General features: G+C 72.1%; 13 protein-coding genes. 7 read left to right on the top strand and 6 right to left on the bottom strand.

Features of this window, described 5'->3' with window-relative positions; translation table 11 throughout:
- Positions 1-159 precede the first annotated feature (159 nt).
- Positions 160-1131, bottom strand: a complete 972-nt coding sequence (locus MXD61_RS26530) for an aldo/keto reductase (RefSeq protein WP_248816196.1) — start codon at positions 1129-1131, stop codon at positions 160-162.
- Between the two features lie 17 nt (positions 1132-1148).
- The gene (locus tag MXD61_RS26535; protein WP_248816146.1) at positions 1149-3701 is read right to left on the bottom strand and encodes an acyl-CoA dehydrogenase; all 2553 of its coding nucleotides are present in this window, start codon (positions 3699-3701) and stop codon (positions 1149-1151) included.
- Positions 3702-3884: 183 nt separating this feature from the next.
- Here MXD61_RS26535 and MXD61_RS26540 point away from each other — a divergent pair, with 183 nt between their 5' ends.
- The 3 genes from MXD61_RS26540 to MXD61_RS28235 all read left to right on the top strand — a co-directional run bounded on the left by MXD61_RS26540 (position 3885) and on the right by MXD61_RS28235 (position 7429).
- Positions 3885-4370, top strand: coding sequence for a DUF6153 family protein (locus MXD61_RS26540; protein ID WP_308222857.1), 486 nt, complete (start codon positions 3885-3887; stop codon positions 4368-4370).
- An 82-nt stretch (positions 4371-4452) separates the two neighbouring features.
- Complete coding sequence (locus tag MXD61_RS26545) at positions 4453-5019, top strand: DUF305 domain-containing protein (protein WP_248816147.1); 567 nt, start codon at positions 4453-4455, stop codon at positions 5017-5019.
- Between the two features lie 103 nt (positions 5020-5122).
- Positions 5123-7429, top strand: a complete 2307-nt coding sequence (locus tag MXD61_RS28235) for a glycosyltransferase family 39 protein (RefSeq protein WP_285223392.1) — start codon at positions 5123-5125, stop codon at positions 7427-7429.
- Here the strand turns inward: MXD61_RS28235 and MXD61_RS26555 are convergent.
- Both MXD61_RS26555 and MXD61_RS26560 read right to left on the bottom strand, forming a co-directional pair.
- The gene (locus MXD61_RS26555; protein ID WP_248816148.1) at positions 7407-7568 is read right to left on the bottom strand and encodes a hypothetical protein; all 162 of its coding nucleotides are present in this window, start codon (positions 7566-7568) and stop codon (positions 7407-7409) included. The genes MXD61_RS28235 and MXD61_RS26555 overlap by 23 nt on opposite strands.
- Positions 7569-7961: 393 nt before the next feature.
- On the bottom strand, positions 7962-9005 hold the full coding sequence (locus tag MXD61_RS26560) for an alpha/beta fold hydrolase (RefSeq protein WP_248816149.1): 1044 nt from the start codon (positions 9003-9005) through the stop codon (positions 7962-7964).
- 453 nt (positions 9006-9458) lie between these two features.
- Between MXD61_RS26560 and MXD61_RS26565 the strand changes: the two genes are divergently transcribed.
- Positions 9459-11255 (top strand): MFS transporter, encoded by a 1797-nt coding sequence (locus MXD61_RS26565; RefSeq protein WP_248816150.1) that lies wholly within the window; start codon positions 9459-9461, stop codon positions 11253-11255.
- Positions 11256-12127: 872 nt separating this feature from the next.
- Here MXD61_RS26565 and MXD61_RS26570 read toward each other — a convergent pair.
- Positions 12128-12355 carry a hypothetical protein gene (locus tag MXD61_RS26570; protein WP_248816151.1) on the bottom strand — a complete coding sequence of 76 codons (228 nt, stop codon included), beginning with the start codon at positions 12353-12355 and terminating at the stop codon, positions 12128-12130.
- A 434-nt stretch (positions 12356-12789) separates the two neighbouring features.
- On the opposite strand from MXD61_RS26570, the gene MXD61_RS26575 reads away from it, so the two are divergent.
- The 3 genes from MXD61_RS26575 (at position 12790) to MXD61_RS26585 (ending at position 16369) form a co-directional block, all read left to right on the top strand.
- Positions 12790-14211 carry a hypothetical protein gene (locus MXD61_RS26575; RefSeq protein ID WP_248816152.1) on the top strand — a complete coding sequence of 474 codons (1422 nt, stop codon included), beginning with the start codon at positions 12790-12792 and terminating at the stop codon, positions 14209-14211.
- 53 nt (positions 14212-14264) lie between these two features.
- Positions 14265-14840, top strand: coding sequence for a GNAT family N-acetyltransferase (locus tag MXD61_RS26580; protein ID WP_248816153.1), 576 nt, complete (start codon positions 14265-14267; stop codon positions 14838-14840).
- Between the two features lie 515 nt (positions 14841-15355).
- Positions 15356-16369: an SAM-dependent methyltransferase gene (locus MXD61_RS26585; RefSeq protein WP_248816154.1), complete on the top strand. Its 1014-nt coding sequence runs from the start codon at positions 15356-15358 to the stop codon at positions 16367-16369.
- On the opposite strand, the gene MXD61_RS26590 is transcribed toward MXD61_RS26585, so the two are convergent.
- Positions 16299-17585 carry an MFS transporter gene (locus MXD61_RS26590; protein WP_248816155.1) on the bottom strand — a complete coding sequence of 429 codons (1287 nt, stop codon included), beginning with the start codon at positions 17583-17585 and terminating at the stop codon, positions 16299-16301. The genes MXD61_RS26585 and MXD61_RS26590 overlap by 71 nt on opposite strands.
- Positions 17586-17713 lie beyond the last annotated feature (128 nt).

Genomic DNA, 17713 nt, shown 5'->3' on the forward strand with positions numbered 1-17713 from the left:
TGGCGCGCCGCTGGACGTGCTCCGCCGGTACATCGAGGACCAGGCCCGTCCGGTCTAGGGCACGCTCAGGCCGCAGGACGGCCTTCCCGCGCGGCCCTTCACCCCCGGCCTGAAGGCCGGAGCACTGGGCCGCAACCTGGTAGCCCCGGGGCCGCCCGGCTACTGGAAGCCGGCGGTGCGGTGGGGGGTGTAGGGGGCTTCGAGCCGCGCGATCTCGTCGGCGGTGAGGGTGACGTCCAGGGAGGCGAGCGCGTCGTCGAGGTGGGTCAGCCGGGTCGCGCCGATGATCGGCGCGGTGACGCCGGGCTGGGCCAGCAGCCAGGCCAGTGCCACCTGGGCGGGTGGGATCGCGCGGGCGGCGGCGATGCGGGCGACCTCCTCGACGATCCGGCGGTCGCCGTCGGCGTAGAGGGTGCGGCCGAACTGGTCGCTCTCGCTGCGGGCGGTGGTCTCGTCCCAGGGGCGGGTGAGCCGGCCGCGGGCCAGCGGGCTCCACGGGATCACGCCGATGCCCTGGTCGGCGCACAGCCCGAGCATCTCCCGTTCCTCCTCGCGGTAGATCAGGTTGTAATGGTTCTGCATGGAGACGAACCTGGTCCAGCCGTGGGCGTCGGCGAGGAACAACGCCTTGGCGAACTGCCACGCGTACATCGACGAGGCGCCGAGGTAGCGGGCCTTACCCGCCTTCACCACGTCGTGCAGCGCCTCGAGGGTCTCCTCGAGCGGGGTGCCCGGGTCGAACCGGTGGATCTGGTAGAGATCCACGTAGTCGGTGCCCAGCCGGCGCAGGCTCGCGTCGATCTCGGCCAGGATGACCTTGCGCGACAGCCCGCCGCCGTTGGGTCCTGGCCGCATCCGCCCGTGCACCTTCGTCGCCAGCACGATCTCGTCGCGCTGGGCGAACTCGGCGAGCGCCCGTCCGGTGATCTCCTCGCTGCTGCCGTCGGAGTAGACGTTCGCCGTGTCGAAGAACGTCACGCCGGCCTCGATCGCGGCGCGGAAGAACGGCCGGGCGGTGTCCTCGTCGAGCGTCCACTCGTGGTTGCCGCGGGCCGGGTCGCCGTAGCTCATGCAGCCCAGGCAGATCCTCGAGACATCGAGCCCCGTCGCGCCGAGCTTCACGTACTGCACGCACACCTCACAGATACTCAGTGCTGGCCGGGTTCGCGGGGCTGGCCGGGTTCGCGGGGCGGGCCGGCTTCGCGGGGCAGGCCGAGAATACGCTCGGCGATGACGTTGCGGCTGATCTCGGACGTCCCGCCGGCGATCGTGAACGCCCGACTCATCAGATAGGAACGACCCAGCTCCGCCTCCGCGCCCGTCGCGACGGCGGCGCCGGCGATCCGCACCGCCAGTTCGCTGGCCTGCTGGGCGAACTCGGCCGCCACCAGCTTGCTGACACTGCCCTCCGCGGACGGCCCCGCGCCCGCCACCGCCCGCTGCACCCGCCGCAGGTTCAGCACGTCCAGGGCCTGCGCGACCGCGAGCAGCTGCCCGGCCTCACGGGCCAACCCCAGATCGGAGGCGGCGTAGCGGGCATGCAACCCGGGCAGCCGGGCCACCGACCGGCGATCGGCCCCACTGCCCGCGCCGATCGAGACCCGTTCGTTGCCGAGCACCGCGCGGGCGACCGTCCAGCCGGCGCCGACCGGCCCGACGACGTCATCGTCCGGGACGAACACGTCGTCGAGGAAGACCTCGTTGAACAGCGCCTCGCCGGTGATCTCCCGCAACGGTCGGATCTCGACACCGTGCGCCCGCAGATCGATCGCCATCGTGGTGATGCCCCGATGCTTGGCCGCGGACGGGTCGGTCCGCACCGTCGCGAGCCCCCAGTCACAGGCATGGGCGCCGGTCGTCCACACCTTCTGCCCGTGGACGCGCCAGCCGCCCTCGACGCGTTCGGCGCGGGTGGTCACCGCGGCCGCATCCGAGCCGGCGTTCGGTTCGCTGAACAGCTGGCACCACACCAGCTCACCGCGCAGACTCGCCGGCAGCCACCGCGCGAGCTGCTCGGGCGCCCCGTGCTGGGTGATCGTCAACAGCACCCAGCCACCGATCTCCAGATCCGGGACGTCGACCCCGCCCCTGACCAGCTCCTCGTCGATCACCAGCTGCTCGACCGCCCCCGCGCCACGCCCCCACGGCGCCACCCAGTGCGGCACCAGGTAGCCGCTGTCGGCGAGCAGCCCGCGCCGTTCGCCCTCGGGCGCGGCGCGGTGGCGTGCGACGAACTCCCGCGCGTCGCGGCGATACTCCTCGGCCCGCGCCGGCAGTTCGACGGCGAACCGCCGCGTCACCCCGCCCCGCACCAGCGTCAGGACGTCCACCCGAGCGTCATCGGCCGGCCCCGCCAGCACCGCGAGCGCCGCCGATCGCCGCAGGTACAGGTGCGCGTCGTGCTCCCAGGTGAAGCCGATCCCTCCGAGCAGCTGGATGGCGAGCCGCGCGTTGTGCTCGTAGGCCGGCAACGCCAGCGCCGCCGCCACTGCCGCCGCCAGCTCCGCCTCCCCGGCCTCCCCCGCCGACGCGCCCCCCGCCGACGGGTCTCCTGCCGACGGGTCTCCCGCCGTCACCGCTGTCGCGCCCTCGAGTGCGCGGGCCGCGTCCCAGGCCGCGGCGGTGGCAAGCTCCGTCTGGACGAGCATGTTCGCCAGATGATGTTTCACCGCCTGGAAGCCGCCGATGATCCGCCCGAACTGCTCGCGGACCTTCGCGTGCTCCAGCGCCATCGTGAGCGTCGCCCGCGCCCCACCGGCCGCCTGCGCCGCGGCGAGCGTGCGCAGCACCCGTACCGCCACCGCCTGTCCGCCCCGCAACACCCCCATCGGATGCGGCGCCACCCCCCGCAACGTCAGCGACGCCAGCCCCAGCGACGGATCGAGCGCCCGCTGGGCCGCCCGCACCACCAGCCCCGGCGCGTCCGCGACCACCACGGCGAGATCATCCGCCCCCACCGGCAGCAGATGAATCCCCGCCCACACCCCGCCCAGCGCCGCCGCCACCTCCCCGTCCAGCAGCAGACCCGCCACAGCCCCCGCGCCCGCCGAACCGGCCCTGCCGCCCGCGCCGGCCGAACCGGCGACGTCCACGGTGCCGGCGGCATCGGTGGTGATGGTGGCCGCGGTGGCCAGCGAGGCGACGCGGGTACCGTCGGCAAGCCCGGGCAGCAGCGCGGCCCGCTGCTCGACGCTACCGACCGCGGCGATCACCGCCGAGGCGACGACCGTCGGCAGGAACGGTCCCCCGGCGACCTGCCCGCCGAGCCCCTCGCAGACGACCGCGAGCTCCGCCAGACCAAACCCGGACCCGCCGTACTCCGCCGGCAGATGCAACCCCAACCAGCCCAGCTCCGCCATCCGCCACCAGGACGGTTCCGCGCGGCCGCCTCCCACCGACGCCCCCACCCCGGCGCCACCCCCGGGCAGCCCGGCCCCGCCCGAAGGTTCCGCGGCACCACCACCCGAAGGTCGCGCCGAACCGGCACCCGAGGGTTCCGCGGAACCGACCTCGTCCGGTGCCGCGGAACCGGACGAGGTCGGTCGCGCCGCGCGGCGCTCGCGGTAGATGTTCGGCGGACTCTCCGGCTCGGGCAGGGCGTCGAGCGCCCGCCGGGTCAACGCGCGCAGGCCCTCGGCCACGGCGACGTCCCGCACCACCTCGGCGAGCGCCCGGTGATCGTCGGAGATGGCCAGCGGCATGCGAACTCCCCTCCCCAGGACGGCTGGGCAGCCGGTCGCCGGGCGTCATCACGTGTCGTCCAGGCGCAGCAGAAAACGTAGTGCACCCGCGGAACGGCCCGCCATAACCGCACCTGCCCGGTATCACGACCGTCACTGTCCTACCCGGGTCGAGTGACGCTGGGAGCGGGGCATCATGAGCCGGTGCCCGCCCCGTCCCGACCCCCGAGCGCTCGCCGTCATGGTCCGGGCGGACGCGCGGGACTCCCCCTGGTCGTCCCCGTTCTCCTGGGCATCCTGCTCATGCACGGCGGCCTGTCCGCCCAGCCCACCGGACGACCCCCCGCCACCACCGTCGCCGCTCCCGCCGACGCCGGGCACGCCATGGCGCCCGCTCCCCCGGCCGGGCCCGCGACCCGCCACCACGGCGGGCACCCTGATCACGGCGGGCATCCTGATGACGGCGGGCACGGCGGGCATGACGGCGGGTCGCTGTGTCTGGCGTTTCTGCGGGGCGCCGGGGTGCTGTTGCTGGCGGGGCTGCTGGCCGCCGCGGTGTCACGAGCCGCCCGGTCGGCGCCGCGCCTGCCGGCGGTCGTCCTGGCGCGGACGGGGCGGTCCCCGCCGTCGGGCCGGGCGGTGTCGTCCGCCGTACCGTTGTTCACCTCGCTCTGCGTGCTGCGTCGGTAGACCGACGAATCCCGCGCGTCCCAGAAAACGGGGCCGCGCGCATTCGCCTGTGCCATGGACGTTCACCTGACGAGGAGCTCACGTGAAACGGATCGTTCAGCTCATCGCGGCGTTGCTGGCCGCCACCGTCGTCGCCGCCTGCGGTGGCGACACCCCCGACCACAACAGTGTCGACACCCGCTTCGCCCAGGCGATGATCCCGCACCATCAGCAGGCCGTCGACATGGTCGACCTGGTGGCGACCCGCACCCAGAACACCAGGGTCAGGACCTTGGCGACCCGGATCCACGCCGCCCAGACCCCGGAGATCACCACCATGACGGGTTGGCTCGCCGACTGGTCCGAGCCCGTCCCGTCCGCCGCCAACGCCCACCAGGACGGACACCAGGAGCACACCCACGGCGCCGGTCACACCGGGCCGGGAATGATGTCGGACGAGGACATGACCGCGCTCGCGAACACCTCCGGCGCGGCGTTCGACACCATGTTCCTCACCATGATGATCGACCACCACCAGGGCGCGATCGACATGGCGTCCACCGAGATCCAGGGCGGACGGTACGCCCCCGCCAAGGACCTCGCCGCACGCATCCGTACCACCCAGACCACCGAGATCGCCGCGATGCGCACCCTGCTCGCCACCGTCTGACCCGCCCTCCAGGGGGTGTCGTGGACGGCTGGCGGGAAGGCTCACAGGGATCGCCCAGCGGTGGCACAGGGATCTCGCAGCGCCGGGTCTGATCGTGTGGACCATGACACCAGCGCAGGCCAGCCCGCCTTCGTCCACGATCGCGCCGCACCGCGGGCCGGTGACCGAGGAGCAGCCCCTGGTCACCGGCTCGCCGCCGGCCCACCGGCACCGCCAGGTCGCCGAACCGGACGCCGACGCACGACGGCGCCACACCAGTGGCGGCAGTGGCAGCAGTGGCAGCGGCGGCGGACGGCACCGGCCGAACCTGGCCCGGCGGTGGGCACGGGGGGCGGCGGACGACCCGAGCTGGGCACGTCCGGCGCTGCTGGTCCTGCTCGGGGTGACGGCGGTGCTGTACCTGTGGAACCTCAGCGCGTCCGGGTACGCGAACAGTTTCTACGCCGCGGCCACCCAGGCGGGCTCGCAGAGCTGGAAGGCGCTGCTGTTCGGCTCGCTGGACGCCGGAAACGCGATCACGGTCGACAAGCCACCGGCGTCGCTGTGGGTGTCGGGACTGTCCGCGCGGATCTTCGGGTTCTCGTCCTGGTCGGTGCTGGTGCCGCAGGCACTGGAGGGTGTGGCCGCGGTCGGGCTGCTCGCCGCGACGGTGCGGCGCACCGCCGGGGTCGGCGCGGGCCTGCTCGCTGGCGCCGCGTTCGCCCTCACCCCGGTGGCGGCGCTGATGTTCCGGTTCGACAATCCGGACGCGCTGCTCGTGCTGCTGCTGGTCGGTGCCGCCTACGCGACGGTGCGGGCCCTCGAGCGGGCGAGCTGGCGCTGGCTCACCGTAGCCGGGACCTGCCTCGGGTTCGCGTTCCTCACCAAGCTCGCGCAGGCGTTCCTGATCGTGCCGGCCCTGGGGCTGGCCTACCTGATCGCCGCGCCGACGGGACTTCGCCGGCGGCTGCCGCACCTGCTCGCCGGGCTCGGCGCGATCATCGTGTCCGCCGGATGGTACGTGGCCCTGGTCGACCTGTGGCCGGCCGGTTCGCGTCCCTACATCGGCGGGTCGACGAACAACAGCCTCTGGCAGCTCGCGCTCGGCTACAACGGTCTCGGACGGATCGTCGGTGCCACCGCCGGCTCCGGCGGCGGTGGCGGCGGTGGTGGTGGGATGGGCGGCTCGTTCGGTGGGCCGACCGGCATCACCCGGCTGTTCGCCGAGCGGATGGGCGGGGAGATCTCCTGGCTGCTGCCCGCCGCGCTGATCGCCCTGGTCGCCGGCCTGTGGGCGACCCGGCGCGCGCCGCGCACCGACGCCCACCGGGCCGGACTGCTGCTCTGGGGTGGCTGGCTCCTGGTCAGCGGCCTGGTGTTCAGCTACATGAGCGGAATCATCCACCCGTACTACACCGCCGCCCTCGCCCCCGCGATCGCCGCGCTGGTCGCCGGCGTCGGGGTCGCCCTGTGGCGCCTCCGCGACCGCCGTTCGGCCCGGATCGCGCTCGCCGCGATGGTCGCCGTCACCGGTGCCTGGAACCACGTCCTGCTGGACCGGGTGTCCACCTGGCTGCCCGCACTACGCTGGATCATCCTGATCGGCTGCCTGCTGGTGGCCGTCGCCCTGGCCGTCGGCGCCGCCGGACGTCCCACCCCCGGCCGCCCCGGGCGCCTCGCCGTCGTCCTCGCCCTGGCCACCGTGCTCGGCCTGGGCACCGGCAGCACCGCCTACACCCTGGCCACGGTCTCCCAGGCCCACACCGGCTCCACCCCCTCCGCCGGCCCCGCGGCCGCGTCATCCATGGGCGGCGGCTTCGGCCGCGGCATGCGCGGCAACGCCCCCGGCCAACCCCCCGCCGGCACCGCCGGCCCCACCACCACCAGCACCGCCGGCCCCACCACCACCAGCACCTCCGGCACGTCCACCACCGCCGGCGCCTCCTCCTCCACCACCAGCACGTCCACCACCCGCAGCACCGGCACGACGTCCGCGGCCGGCGCCGCCTCGTCCACGACGGGTACGACGTCCACCGACGGAGCGAGGCCGGCGGGCGGCGGCATGGGCGGTGGGCAGAGCGCGAACGCGGAGTTGGTCGCGCTGCTGTCGAAGTCGACGACGACCTGGGCCGCGGCCACCTCCGGCGCGACGACCGCCGCGGAACTGGAACTGGCCAGCGGACAGTCCGTGATCGCCATCGGCGGCTGGGACGGCAGTGACCCGGCGCCCACCCTCACCCAGTTCCAGCAGTGGGTGACCGAGGGCCGCATCCACTACTTCATCTTCGGTGGCGGGATGGGCGGTGGGATGGGCGGCAACAGTTCGACCTCGACCGCCTCCCAGATCGCGGCCTGGATCGCCGCCCACTACACCGCCACCACCGTCGGCAGCCAGACCGTCTACGACCTCACCGCCACCGCCACCAGCTAGACGCCACCTCCCGCCCGACGCACACCTCCACCCGCACCTCGACCCACACCCACACCTCGACCCACACCCGGCCCCGCCACCGACGCCGACGCCGACGCAGCACCCGCAGCACCCGCAGCACCCGCAGCACCCGCAGCACCGCATATCGGCCCCAGTCCGCACCGGATTCGCTTCCGGCCGGACCGGGGCCGATTCCGTTCCGCCACGCCTACGCGCCCGCGCCCGCGCTTCTCGTCGGCGGAGACGATGGTGGCAGGACGCGACAGCCTTCGTCCGTCAAGGCCCGCGATCTCGGCCGAAGTGACGGTCCGTAAGGATGTCAGTGCCTGCCGCTAGGCTGGAGGCTTCGCCGTCGACACCGGGGCGTCCCGCCGTCAGGGCATGCTGGGCACGGTCGGCATCGAATCTCACACCAAGAGTGACGATCACTCGCAAACCGGGGCAAAAATTCTCACTCGCCGTGCATAGCTGCCCATTGTTGCCACTTAGCTGGCTAAGTTCTGCGAAGAGACACTCTCGAGCGTTTTTGCTCTCACTGTCCGTGAATGCCCTCACTGCTGGTGACAACCTTCCCCTCCACGACCGGGGCGGCACCCTCGGCATCCGCGAGCCCGGCGAACGAGCGGATGAGGCCGGCGAGCTCGAGCGGCTGGTCGCTCTGCACCGCATGGCCGGCGCCACCCACCACCGTGTCCCGCAGGGACGGAACCCGACGCCGGAACTCGGCGACATCACTGTCGTGGACGAACTTCGAGTCACCACCGCGAACCAGCAGCGTCGGAGCGGAGATAAGGCTGACGTCGTCCCACAGCGGGCGCAGGTCGGACTGGTCGCGGCGACCCTCCCCGCCAGCTGGCGGCACACTCGGCGCGGGAGCGCGCGGGGCGAACAGGTCATAGCGCCAGCCCCATCGGCCGTCCGGCAACCGGCGGGCGTTGTGCCGGACCCCGCGGCGCACCGCGGCGGCCGGACGGTTCGGGCTCAACGCCACGGCGCCGGCGGCCATCTCCTCGAACGAGTCGAACGTCGGCGGGCCGCCGATCAGCGCGACAGCCCCGAGATCCGCGCCCTTCGGCAGCCGCTCGGGGTCGGTGACCTGCGGGGTCACGTCGACGATCACGATGCGCCGGCACAGCTGCGCGAAGGTCGCCGCCAGCCGGATCAGCGTGGCACCACCCAGTGACATCCCGACCACCACGGCCGCCGCGGGCGCGACCGCCGGCAGTACCGCCCCAAGCGCCTCCGCATTGCTCCACGGACCGTAGTCACGATCGTCGCGCCAGGACGAGCGTCCATGCCCCAGCAGGTCGAACGCCACCGCGGGGCGTCCGAGCACGAGCGCGACCGAATCCCAGGTGTGCGCGTTCTGACCGCCACCGTGCAGAAAGACGATCTCCGGATCGGCCCGTCCCCACCGCAGGTAGCTCAGCCGGCCACCGTCGGGCAGATCGGCGTAGCGGCGACTGAGGTCCGGACGACCGGCGAACGGCAGGCCCAGTTCCTCGGCGTTCTCGTGCAGGAGGCCGAACTCGTCGTAGTCGTCCGCACCCAGTGTGCTCTCGACATCGGTGGCCACGGTGCCCCGCTCTCTCGAGGATCGTTGCGACTCTTCTCCTACCTTTGTCACCACTTTTACGTCGACAACCTCGTCCCGAGTCGAACTTCGCCGGGAAATCAGGCGCGGCGGGCCGAAACAACAACGCTGGGTCGCAGGACGTTCACGTTCGGCGCACGGACCGGCGACAGTGACACCCGGCGGGGCCGAACCGCCGTCCGCGCCCTCGCGAGACGAGCTGACGTACGCCGTACGACCAGTCCTTAGTTGTGAGACAGTAAATTTCGGCTGCGACGCGCCGCGGCAACCGCCGCCGCCCGTACGCACACCGGCATGAGGCCCCCGCCGAACCCCGAGCGGCCGTACAACGACCGTTGGTGTCCTCGGCATGCCTCGGTCACCGCCAGGCGGGATCGACCCGCGCTCGGCTGGTGATCTCCGCAGGTCACGCTGTGATGGGAGGGACGGTCCGCTATGTCCACGGCCGCGACCGCAGGACCAGGATCACCGGGCTCGAGATCACCGGGCTCGGGATCCTCAGGCTCGGGGTACCGGTGGGTCGTCCTGTCGAACACGACGATCGGCGTGCTGCTGGCGACGGTGAACAGCTCCATCGTCATCATCTCGCTGCCGGCGATCTTCCGTGGCATCCACCTGGACCCACTCACCCCGGGCAACGTCAGCTACCTGCTGTGGCTGCTCATGGGGTACATGCTGGTCTCCGCCGTCCTGGTGGTGACGCTGGGCCGCCTGGGCGACATGTACGGCCGGGTCCGCATCTACAACGCGGGGTTCGCGTTGTTCACCGTCTCGGCGATCGGGTTGACGCTCACCCCGCTGCAGGGGGCGGCCGGCGCGCTGTGGCTGATCGGCTTCCGGGTGATCGAGGGGATCGGCGGCGCGATGCTGCTGGCGAACTCGACCGCGATCCTCACCGACGCGTTCCCCGCCGACCAGCGCGGGATGGCCATGGGCATCAATCAGGTGGCGGCGCTCGCCGGGTCGTTCATCGGGCTGGTCGCGGGCGGTCTGCTCTCCGAGTGGAACTGGCGGGCGGTGTTCTGGGTCAGCGTCCCGATCAGCGTGGTCGGCACGATCTGGTCGTACCGCAGCCTGCGTGACACCGGACGCCGCGTCGCCGCCCGCATCGACTGGTGGGGCAACATCACGTTCGCGGTCGGGCTGACCGCGCTGCTGGCCGGGGTCACCTACGGCATCCAGCCCTACGGTGGGCACGACATGGGCTGGACGAGTCCGAAGGTGCTCGGGGCGCTCATCGGCGGGGCGGCGCTGCTGGCGCTGTTCGTCGCGGTCGAGCGGCGGGTGGCACAGCCGATGTTCGACCTGACGCTGTTTCGCAACCGGGCCTTCGCCGCCGGCAACGCGACGACCCTGCTGTTCGCGGTCTCCCGCGGCGGCATGCAGTTCATGCTGATCATCTGGCTGCAGGGCATCTGGCTGCCGCTGCACGGCTACGACTTCATCGACACCCCGCTGTGGGCGGGCATCTACATGCTGCCGCTGACCGTCGGGTTCCTGATCGCGGGGCCGGCCTCGGGCTTTTTGTCGGACCGCTTCGGCGCCCGCGCGTTCGCCACCGGCGGGATGCTGATCGTCGCCGGCACGTTCGTGGGTCTGCTGCTGCTGCCCACCGACTTCAGCTATCCGGTGTTCGCGCTGCTGCTGCTGCTCAACGGCATCGGCTCGGGCCTGTTCTCCGCGCCGAACACGACGGCGGTGATGAACGTCGTGCCACCGGCGGCGCGCGGCGGGGCGTCCGGCATGCGCGGAACGTTCATGAACTCCGGCCAGGTGCTGTCGATCGGCCTGTTCTTCTCCCTGATGATCGCAGGGCTCGCCGCCTCGCTGCCCGCCTCGTTGCGCGACGGACTGTCCGCCCGCGGTCTGCCCGCCGACGTCGTGAACCGGGTCGCCGAACTGCCACCGGTCGGCAGCCTGTTCGCCGCGTTCCTCGGCTACAACCCGATGCAGAACCTGCTCGGTGACGACACCCTGAGCCGACTTCCCGCGGCGGACGCCCAGGAGATCACCGGACGGGAGTTCTTCCCCCATCTGATCGCCGGACCGTTCCACCACGGTCTGGTCATCGCGTTCACCATGGCGACCGTCATGGCGGTCATCGGCGCGTTCGCCTCCCTGCTGCGCGGCACCCGCGTCATCGACCCGGATTCCGACGCGGCCCAGAGCGCCCAGACACTGGCCACCGCGCTGAACGCACCCGTGAACGACGTCGACCCGGTCAGCACATAGCCAGGCGGGCGTTTTCAGCCCACGGGCGGCTGGAGCATCAACGAGTGGCCAACCACGTGTGGCGTCCGGTGCCGCGAGCGTCCGCCGGCGCTGGACGCCGGACGCCTCAGATGCGACACTGCGCCGCCGTCACCGAGCCACCCCCCAGGACGGCAACAATCCGTCCGCATTAGCCGAGGGTCGTGACCGGTCCGGACGGCGAATGGCACGCAACGAAAGCCACAACACCCTCTGTCCCATCTCGCAATGAACACCCAACCAGCGGGTGTTCGATCATCCGTGGGCCGCGCGACCAACCGTCTGGGCGCATTTCCACGCGCCGCGATGGACCGCTCGCCGCACATTCATGACTCCCGCGGCCACCTCGGTCGACCATAAGGTCGCTGTCAGCCGCCGCCGCCGGACGGAACCTCAAGGGGCCGCACGGCACTGACGGCCGGCCCGACACGGGGGCCGACCGGGGGCCGTTCGGTGGCCGGCAGGCCACCAGCGGATGACCGTCGGGTGGCCACCGGCCCCATCGGCGGCCCTGCGGCCAGCCGTCCCGCCCGCCAGGCCGGCCGCGGGGCGGGCCGGGGGAAACCGAGCGTGGGGACACGTTCGGGGGCCTTCATGGTCACTTCGTGCCATCGAAGCCGCGGCCTCCGACTCCCCCCGAAAGTCCGAGAAGGCACTGGTACGACACCACTTTCCGGGCGGTGCAACGAATCCGATCGGGCGCTGGCGCCGGTGGGTCGCGCCGCGGCCGGGGCCGCCCGGAACGGCCCCGGCGGCGGGCCGCGGCGGCGCCCGCGCGGCCACCGGAACCCACGCCCACCCTGGCCACGGGCCGCCGGGGCCGGGCACCGGACACCGATGACCGGCCCCGGCGCTCAGCCCCGGACGGACAGCGGCGCCACGCCCTTGCCGGGCGGCCGGGTAGGCACGATCCGGTAGCGCCCGACCTCGTAGCGCGACTGCGCGTGCCCTTCCGCCAACGCCTCAGTGACCCAACCCACCACCGTCTCAACCGGCAGACCGGCCTCATCGAGGACCACAATCGCGAAGCCGGGCGACGATGCGTAACGAGGGACGAGCCAGTGCCGGCCCGGGTGACGCACCGGCAGGCCCCTCGGGGGTACCCGAACGGGTATGGCCCGGGGGGCACCTCCGATGGGTGGTCCGAATGTTGGCTCAACGTCGGGTTGGTGTCGATAGCGGGACCAAGGTCCCGTGTAGCTGGCACTGTGCGCAGGATTCGGCGGTATGTCCCCCCCATCCCGGGTAGTCCGCGGCGGCGCGGGGGCCTGAACCTGGCAGTCCGCAGTTGGGTGTGTGGTGTGGGCAACCTTCTCAACCACGAGGGGCACCGAGAGAGTGCTCGGTATTCCTGCCGAAGGGCTCGGCGGCGTCATGCAACCTCCCCGAAACAAAGGCGGTTGGATCAACAGTGATCCAGGGACAGTGGGCAGCAGGTACCCGATGGCTCAGAAGTGCCGGAGTTTCGGGTCATGACACAGTTCGCCGTTGCCCGACGACAGAGTGCAACAGATGGGTGCCTGACCCGCAACGGCTCGTTGCACCCTCCGATACAGATGCGGCTGGGAGGTTCACGGTGGAGGCTGAACGGCAACGCAATGATTCACTGGACGAGCTGGCAGGCATGCTCCAGTCATTGATCGGAGACAACGAGACAAACATCAGCAGACTGGCCGAGCGGACCGGCTTCAAGCGGCAGCAGGTGTCCAGGGCGGTAAACGGGAGGGAGGTGCCTTCACCAGATCTCTCCGATGCCCTGGACGTCGTACTTCCCTGCGGGGGGGCGATTCGCCGGCTGCGCGACGCCGCCGATCGGGAGAAGCGGGCGCGCCGCCTTGGTGTCGTCCCGCCGATGCGACGACCAAGCGATGAGTTTGTCCCTGCACCGGAGGGGATGCTTATTACCCATGGTGCACGGACCATTGACCATGAGGTGATTTCCACGAACCGGCGAGAGTTTGCTGCACTCCCGGCACTGCCGGCTCTGTCGGCGATCGCCGCGTCCACCCGGGCGCGGATCGAGACAGGCAGCGCATCGGACCGCACGCTCGACGAGCTGGAGTCCGACGTCGACGAGATCGCCCAGGTCTACGGCTCCGCCCCACATCTGGCGCTGTTGGGCGAGGTCGCGGAACGCTGGAAGCAGATCGAGTCGATCCTGGACGGCCGGATGTCCGCCGGCACCCGGGCCCGGGTGACACAGCTGGGCGGTCAGCTCACCTACTTCCTCGGACGGCTGGCGTTCAACACGAACGACTTCCGCTCCGCCCGCCGTTTCGCCGGGCTGGCCGGCACCTATGCCGACGAGATCGGCGAGCCGGTTCTGATCATGTCGGTCGCCGCGCTGCAGAGCTCGATCGCCTATCACACCCAGCGGTATCGGCAGGCGATCGCCGCGCTGAACCTCGTTCAGCAGGTTCGGCATCCGTACATGGACGGCCGGATGGCGGCCTACGAGGCCCGGGCATATGCGAAGATGGGCGACCAGGAATCTGCCCGCGACGCCCTGAACCGGATGGAGGCGGCCTCCTGCACGATGGCCCCGATGCCGGGTGAGACGCCGGTCGGTCCGGCCGCTGTCGCAATGTTCCGGTCCGGTGTCGCCATCAACATGGGGGATGTCGACATGGCCCAGGAATGGGCGCCGATCGCGATCGCCGGCTATCAGCGCAAGGGCGGCGACTACACCGTCGAGGAATCGCAGCACGCCTACATGTCGTACGCGTCGAAGTTCCTCATCGGACGGGAACCGGAACCCGAAGAGGCCGCCCGTATCGCGATGGACGTCATCCGCACGGCACCGGACGAGCTGACGCATACTGTGAAGGCGAGGCTGCGCCAGTGCGCCTCCTCGTTCTCCCCGGCCCACCATCGAATCCCCGCGGTCTCGTCCTTCCTCGAGGCGTGCCGCACCCTTCCGGCAGGCGGTACTGGATGAGGACGAAAGCCACCCTGGTTACCATCCCGACCCTCTCGACCGACCGACTGGTTATGCGTCCGTTGCGATCCAGTGACGCGCCTGGCTTCGTCACGATCTGGTCGGACACCGAGTTCACCCGCTACATCGGCGGCCGTTGTGATCCCGACAGCGTCTGGCACGCGATGGCCGGCAACATCGGCTGCTGGGCACTGACCGGCGTGGGCCCGTGGGCCGTGGTCGAACGCGCCACCGGCGACCTCGTCGGCCGCGCGGGCCTGTGGACCGAACCGGGCTGGCCCGGCATCGAAGCGGTCTGGTTCATCCGCCGGGACCGTTGGGGTCGCGGCTACGCCCGCGAGGCCGGCACCGCCGCGATCAGCTGGGTGTTCGCCGAACGACCCGAACTCGCCGAAGTGATCTCGGTGATCCTGCCCGAGAACACCGCGTCCGTACGTGTCGCCGAACGCCTCGGCATGACCTGCGCGCGCCTTCAGTACCTGCACGGCGAGGAGCATGCCGTCTACGCCATCAGCCGGGCCGCCTGGTTCGACCGGCTCGCCGGAGCCGTGCCCCGCGGTGTCGCCGAGCGACCCGCCGCCGCGGCCGGCCTGCCCACCCCGCCGCTGCCCGCCCACAGCTCCACCTGATCCCCTGAACCGTCTGATCCACCCGAACCACCTGATCCACCCGAACCACCTGTGTCGCCTGGGCCGTCCGAGTCACCTGAGTCATCCCCCACCTGACTCATCCACCGTGACTCGCCCGTCGCCTCCCCAAGGCACCTGGGACACCGACCGCACGACGCCCGGCCCGACCACCCCGCTCCACCTGGCCCGGACGCCCCGCGGTCGGGCAGGCCGCCGGCCGATCACCCCGATCGACCGCGCCCTGCCTGACCGACCCCGCGCCCTGCCCGGCCAACCCGCACCCGCGTGGCCGGCCCGCCTGCCCTGCCCCACCGGCCCGCCTGCCCTCTTCGACGAGCCCGCACGCTCTGCCCCGCGGGCCCGCCCGCACTGCCCGGCGGGTTCGCGTCCCGGGCCGTCCATCCTCGCGTCCCGGGGTGAGCGACGCCGCGGCGCGGACGCGGTCTCGTCTGGCGGACCATCCGGCCTGGAGCTACCTTCGGTGACGAGACGGGCGCATCTCTGGAGGTCGGGCCATGGCGAACGTGCGGCACGCAGTACCCCGCGGGCAGACGAACCATCCGGACGACGTCGACGGGAGCCACCGCGTCGACGGCCCGGCCAGCACCGACGGTCTGGCCAGCACCGACGGTCTGGTCGACTGGGACATCACCACCGGGGTGGGCATCACCGCGCTGGCCGTGGCCGCCGCCCGGGCGGTGGAAAGCGGCCAGCCGGACGCGATGTGTGACGACCCGTGGGCGGCGGCGTTCGTGCGGGCCGCCCACCTGCCGCATCCGATGCCGACGACACCCGCGGAGGTGGGCGACCACGCGTTGCCGGACACATGGATGCTGACCAACCGTTACCTGGGCATCCGAACGAAGTTCCTCGACGCGATGGTCACCGGGGCGCTCGCGGACGGCATCCGTCAGACGGTCATTCTCGCCGCGGGGCTGGACACCCGGGCGTTCCGGTTGTCGTGGCCGGCGGGAAGCACCGTGTTCGAGATCGACCAGCCACGGGTGCTGGCCTTCAAGCTGGCGGTGCTGCGGGCCCGGGGCGCGGTGGCGGGCTGCGTCCATCATCCGGTGCCGGTGGACCTGCGCCGGGACTGGGCGATGTCGCTGCGGGCGACCGGGTTCGACCCGGACACGCCGACGTTGTGGCTGGTCGAGGGGCTGACGCCGTACCTGCCGGCGCAGGCCGAGCTCCAGCTGCTGGCCGGGGTGGACGCCCACTCCGCCCCGGGCAGCCGGATCGCCGTGGAGGAGGCCCGGCGCATTCTGACCGCGGTCAGCGACGCCGAACTCGACGGCGCCCGGGACCGGTGGGGTGTCGACATGCGCGCGCTCGTCCACGACGACGACGATCGGGACGCCGCGGGAGTGCTGCGTGGGCTCGGATGGACGGTCAGCGCCGAGGGGATCGCCGCGGTCGCGCGGCGTTACGGCCATCCCGTCGCCGACGCGTTCGCGGTCACGGCGCAGGCGAGTCAGTTCGTGACCGCCGAGCGCCCGGGCGCAGCCGCTCCCACCCGGCCACGGTGACGGCCAGCAGCCCGAAGGCGGCGCCGGTGAGGCTGACCCCCGTCCATCCGCCATGGCTGTAGGCGGCGTCGGCGGCCAGGGAGCCCAGCAGACCCCCGGTGAAGTAGGTGGCCATGTAGGCGGCGGTCAGCCGGCTTCGGGCCTCGGGGCGCAGCGCGTAGATCTCGCTCTGGTTGGTGATGTGCAGCGCCTGCACCGCCAGATCCAGCACCAGGACGCCGACCACGAGTCCGGCCAGGTGCTGACCGCCCAGGCCCAGCGGCAGCCAGGACACCAGCAGCAGCCCCGCCGAGCCGAGCGTGACCAGGCTCGCCCGCCCCCGGTCGGCGGCCCGGCCGGCCCCGGCGGCGGCCAGCACGCCGACCAGGCCGAGCAGACCGAACAGGCCGATGACACCGGTCGAACAGCCGTAGGGCGCCGCGCTGAGCAGGAACGACAGTGGCGTCCACAGGACGCTGAACCCCCCGAACGCCGCCGCCCCGTAGATCGCGCGTCGGCGCAGCACCGGTTCGTCCCGCAGCAGTCGTCCCACCGACGCCACCGCCTCGCCGTAACGCGGGGCGGCGGTGGCGTCCGGGCGGGGCCGTTCCGCCGGCAGCCGGACGGCGAGCACCACGCACATCACCACCTGCACCCCACCGGCCACCCAGTACGGGGTGCGCCAGCCGCCCAGATCCGCGAGCCAGCCCGCGGCCGTGCGGGCCAGCAGGATGCCCATCAGCAGCCCGCTCATCACCGTGCCCACGACCTTGCCGCGCTCGGCGTCCCCGGCCAGACTCGCGGCGAAGGCCACCCCGACCTGCGCGCTGACACTCAGCGCCCCGACCGCGATACCCGCGGCGAACAGCTGCGCCGGTGAGCTGGCCGTGGCCAGCACGACGAGGGCGGCGGCCTGGCCCGCGGTGAGCAGCGGGATGAGCCGGCGGCGGGCCACCAGGTCCCCGACCGGCACCAGCAGGCACAGCGCCACCAGATAGCCGGCCTGGGTGACGGTCACCAGCAGTCCCGCCGCCCCGGTGGACATCCCCAGGTCGGCGCGGATGTCGTCCAGCAGGGGTTGGGCGTAGTACATCGCCGCGACGCTGAGCCCGGTGCTCACCGCCAGCAGCGCGACCAGTCCCCGGCCGATCGCCGTGGTCGCCGTGGTCGCCGGGGTCGCCGGGTCGGCCGGTGGCGGCCGGGTCAGGCCGCGGGAAGGTGCGTTCCGCTCGATCACGTCCCCAGCGTCGCCCCGCACGGATAACCTGTCCAACAGAACAATCAGCTTGGTTTCATCGGTGGGGGTGATGAGGTCGAGCACCGCGACCGCGCCGCGACGCACCATGAAGCGCACCGTGATGGACC

This window comes from Frankia sp. AgPm24 (assembly GCF_023243055.1).
GTDB classification, from domain to species: Bacteria; Actinomycetota; Actinomycetes; order Frankiales; family Frankiaceae; genus Frankia; species Frankia umida.